This is a genomic window from Petrachloros mirabilis, from assembly GCF_975968855.1.
Genome location: NZ_CDLUDY010000146.1, coordinates 1 through 4720, shown reverse-complemented (window position 1 = coordinate 4720; position 4720 = coordinate 1). Strand labels below are relative to the sequence as shown.

3 protein-coding genes are annotated in these 4720 nt (G+C 55.2%); all 3 read right to left on the bottom strand.

The features are described from left to right. Positions 1–1960, bottom strand: a 1960-nt coding sequence (gene lon, locus ACWVCN_RS05900; protein WP_455244616.1) for an endopeptidase La, incomplete at its 3' end; no start/stop codon positions are given. Positions 1961–2100: 140 nt separating this feature from the next. Continuing rightward, a complete protein-coding gene (locus ACWVCN_RS05895; RefSeq protein WP_455244614.1) occupies positions 2101–4011 on the bottom strand; it encodes a hypothetical protein in 1911 nt (636 codons plus the stop codon). A 146-nt stretch (positions 4012–4157) separates the two neighbouring features. Then, on the bottom strand, positions 4158–4720 hold a 563-nt coding region (locus ACWVCN_RS05890), incomplete at its 5' end, for a THUMP domain-containing class I SAM-dependent RNA methyltransferase (RefSeq protein ID WP_455244612.1).

Below are 4720 nucleotides of genomic sequence, written 5' to 3'. Positions count from 1 at the left end.
CGTGCGACCACAGGTAGCTGCGAGCCGCGCGCGCCGACTCCTGCATCACATCTCCCAATTGGCCGGTGAGCGTCAACTCGTGGCTCCCCGGTAAGAGAGTCGTTTCGATGTAGAGGACATCCCCGCCTGTAGGCGTCCATGCCAATCCCGTCGCCACACCTGGCGGCAGGTGTTTACGTGCCTCTTCCGGCATGAACCGCTCAGAACCTAGCCAGTCGGGCAGGACTTCAGGCTGGATGGCGACCGGTGTACGCTCCTGACCTTCCGGAAGATCAGCGAAGGTCAAGGCGACTTTTCTTGTCAGTCTGCCGAGCATCTGTTCCAGTTGGCGGACACCGGCTTCTCGCGTGTAGCGCGTGATGACGAGGTTCAACACCTCATCGGAGAGTAACGCCTGTTCGGCGGTAATTCCCGATTCTTTGAGACGCCGCGGCCAGAGATATCGGCGTGCGATTTCAGCTTTTTCCCGCTCGCTGTATCCATGGATCCGGATGATTTCCATACGGTCCAGCAAGGGCTGGCTGATCGAGTCCAGCGTATTGGCTGTCGTGATAAAAAACACCTTCGACAGATCGAAAGGCAGATCCAGATAATGGTCGCGGAATGTATGGTTCTGCGCCGGATCAAGGATCTCCAGCAATGCTGCCGCCGGGTCGCCACGGAAGTCGCGGCCCATCTTATCAACTTCGTCCAACATCAAAACAGGATTGTTGACTCCGGCACGTCTGATGGCCTGGATAATGCGCCCAGGAAGGGCCCCTACATAGGTGCGGCGGTGCCCGCGCAATTCGCCTTCGTCATGGACGCCGCCCAGGCTAAATCGCTCGAAGGTGCGTCCCATGGCCCTGGCGATTGATTGTCCCAGGCTGGTCTTGCCGACGCCCGGGGGGCCGACCAAACAGAGGATTGGCGCCTTCGCCGTCGGATTCAATTTCAAGACCGCCAAATGTTCGACGATCCGCTCCTTGACCTCTTTAATGCCATAGTGGTCTTCTTCCAATACCTCGCGGACCTTGGAGAGATCGAGGTGCTCTTCCGATGCCTTTTGCCAGGGCAACTCGAGGACCAATTCTAGGTATGTACGGAGGACTTGATGGTCCGGCGATGAAGGCGGGACTTTCCCTAAACGCGTGATCTCGCGCTCGACCTCTTTGCGGATGTGTTCGGGGAGATCGGCCTCATTGATTTGTTTCTTAAGGCGAGCGACCTCGTTTTCCTCGTCTTCGCCTTCGCCGAGTTCCTGTTGAATAGCCTTCAGCTGTTCGCGCAAGACATATTCGCGCTGATTCTTCCCGATCTTCGCCTGAGCTTCGGTGGCGATCTTGTCCCGCAACTGCAGGATTTGAATTTCTTTCAGCAGCGCTGCATACAACGACTGGAGCAATTCGCCGGTCGATGAGCTTTCGAGCAGTCTCTGCTCTTCCTGTACCGTCAGATTGAGCAGCGAGGCGACGCGATACGCTAACGAAACGGAATTATCTTCACCGGCAAATGCGTTTGCCGCCTCCTGAATGCCGGGAGCTTGAATTAATCGCGGCAGATCCGTAACGAGGTCCTGAATCGCTCGGTGGAGCGCTTGGATCTCCGGCCCTTGATCCGAGGGTGGATCAAGCTTTCTGGCGTGTACAACAAGAAATGAATCGGATTGTTCAGCTTTCACCAATGCAACCCGTTCGATTCCTTGGACGAGAGCCTGTAGAGTCCCTCCCTCGGTGCGGCCGACCTGCTTGATGATGGCCTTCGTCCCGATCCCGTAAAGATCATCCAAACTTGGTTCCTCTGTCGCAGGATCGCGTTGAGCGACGATCAGGATGGCCTTCTCTTCGGTCTTCATTGCGGCATTCACCGCTGCGACGGACCGTTCTCGCCCGATCGTCAGCGGCATCATAACGCCAGGAAAAAGTACCGTGCGTTTGATCGGCAGAACCGGTAGGGTGACGGTTACGGTTTCGTTGGTCATGTCTGTTGATCTCTCCTCTTGCTGGGATGAACAGAGCGTGTTTATCGTACGTACAGTTGCTAGATAGCTTGTGTCCACATGAAGTCAAGGGGAAGGAGCGTAAGGTGTGGATTAATTGAACTTAATGAGACGAGATGCCATCAACGAATTAAACGATCGACAAAGATGCCGCCTGTTGGGTAGCTCATTGATTTTCCATCTGCCGGCTCTTCATTTTTCGGCATGGTCGAACCATTCGGGAATCGATAGAGATCCCTTCCTGCAAGATCGAAAAACCCTGCGACTCCTTTTTCCGAGGCTCTGCCAAAACCGGATTTGACCTGGTAGCGATCGTCACCTCCTTCTTCGATAAAGATTCCCCAACCTGAATAATCGGCTCCTCCGAGACCGGTTGATGATTGAAATGCGTAGTGGTCCTTGCCGTTGCCGCTGTCCAACATAAGGCTGACGCTGTGGTCCCAGGCGACTCCAGCATTGTAGAAAGGGCCGGTGGATCCGTACCGGTCGTCGCCGTGCCGGTCCGTGAAAAGAGAGATGCCGAAGTGCGCGGAAGATCCGTGCCCGTAGCGGGCGGCTTGATAATCGTCATCTCCGTCGAGGTCCAGGTGCGTGCCGATTCCAAAAAAGTAGCCATGCCCCTGCGAGAAGTTTGCACTCCTGTACTGGTCGTGGCCTTCAATGTCTAGGAGCAGCCCCCATCCGCCGGCTACGCTGTATGCCTGCCAATCGAGACGCTTTGTCAAGGTACGCTTACCGGAGCCTGTGCCGAGTCCGAAACAGTCGTATTGAAACATTGGATCGTCTGGTTTGCCGTTCCGGGTATCTTCCGCATTGTAGGCGCTGGGATATTTGTTTCCGCATTGATAGCGGTCATCGCCTTGGACATCGATCAGGGCTCCTATCCCTTGCGGCCCGCCGAAACCGATGGAAAACCCGTGGCTGGTGTAACGATCGTTGCCGGCTCCGTCAAGGAGGAGGCCGAAACCGGCCATTGCCACGCCTTGCGTCATGCGGCTACCTTCGTATACGTCATCTCCTTTGGCGTCGAAAAGAATGCCGAGACCACCGAATCCTGCTCCGCCGGACGCCATGTCGAGTTGATAGACGTCATCGCCCGATCGATCGATCAGTAGGCCTACGCCCAATCGTCCGGTTGCCAGGCCTAGGGCAGAGCCTTGATAAGTGTCGTTGCCAGTCAAATCAATCACGACCGCAATACCGTGTTCTGGATCAGTAGAGGAGGCGATCATGCCTTTGTAATGGTCGTCCCCTCCAAGGTCGATGACGATGGCGAAACGGTGATGGAGTTCATACGTGTTGGGGCCGGCTCCGCCGATGACGATGCGACCGTAAGAAGTCTTCTCGGAGTAGAGAACTGTCCCTGTGACGCCTGGTGGTACTTCAGATGATGTAATCGAATGGGTGAATGCGTTGGATAAATCGATGGGCCATTGCTCGTTGGCCAGGCGTCCTAGAATTTGAGCTGCTGCCAGGAGATTGGCGTAATCAACCTGCTCCTCGATTAGTTCTGCATACCGAAGGTCGGCCTTGAGCTGCGCGAGGGTTTGGACCGAAAAGTTTGAAACTTGCGGCGTAAAGCGCTGCACGACTGTATGCGCGTGCTCGAAGAGAAAGCGACGTTCCTCTTCGCTTAAATTGGCCAGGGCCTTCGCTCGATGTCGCAAGGCCTCTTCCAACGTTTCCAACATGAATGTTTCTAGTTCTTTCGGCGTGGGGTTCGTTGGAAGGTGTGCCGCTTCGTGGAATGCGGAGGTGCGATCGACACCGGCTTCAAGGAGATCAAGCAGACCGGGAAGATTGACCGATCCTCCTTCAGCCAATTCAGCGGCGATCAATCCCTGCTCTTCAAGGCTGGTCAGGCCTTTCCAAGGCTGCTTCAGTGTAAGGGTCGCGATGCTCCGCTTAAATCGAGCCGGGATAGTCTCAATCTTTTCATGTCCGAGGGTCCATGATCGCATATTTTCCGCGAGGAAACGCTCCAGGTCTTTTTTTACTGTGGGGGTCACCCGTTCTAACTTAGATTCGCGCATGCGGCTTTTAGGCGCAGGAGGAGTATGTTGTCCGAAAAAGGGAACGGATTCCGGTATCAGGCTACATGCAGAGATGGTCACGATCAGAAGGGCCGTGGCTGAGAACCTTAGGAAAAGCGTCATGACTCACAGGTCCTGGCGGTGATTTATAAATTGGTAAGACCGGGCGAAAACTTTTTTCTCATGGAGCCCTGGACTATCTTGAACTCATAGAGTCGGCACTCGATGGCTCCGTTGAAAAGGGGTGTCCGTCGCGATGGAGCCAATCCTATCATCTTGGGAAGCCAGGCATCTCCTGTGAAAACATATGCCCGCCAACCGGCGAAGTTCTGCTTGAGCCAGTCTCCGAGTCTTGGATAGAAGGATTCAAGATTTTCGGCATGACCAAGCCTGATGCCGTAAGGGGGATTGACGAGGAGCACGCCTTTTTCAGCCGGGGCTGTAAGGTCGAACATGTCACATTGTCGGAGCCGGATATCAATACCAACGCCAGCACTCTGGAACGTTCGTTGCACGATTTTCACGGCGGCAGGATCCTGATCAGAGGCATAAATTGCCGCCGGAGGAGCGGAAAGTTGTTTGGCTCGCGCAGCTTCACGCAATCGGCCCCATAGGGATACATCATGCAAGAGTAAGCGTTCGAAGGCGAACGAACGTGCCAGCCCCGGTGCGATCCGCCGCGCCATTAATGCTGCTTCAATGGCGATGG

What these genes read in the sequence shown, in the direction of transcription:
- ACWVCN_RS05895 (WP_455244614.1), bottom strand. Translation starts at nt 4,011, where the DNA reads ATGCGCGAATCTAAGTTAGAACGGGTGACCCCCACAGTAAAAAAAGAC.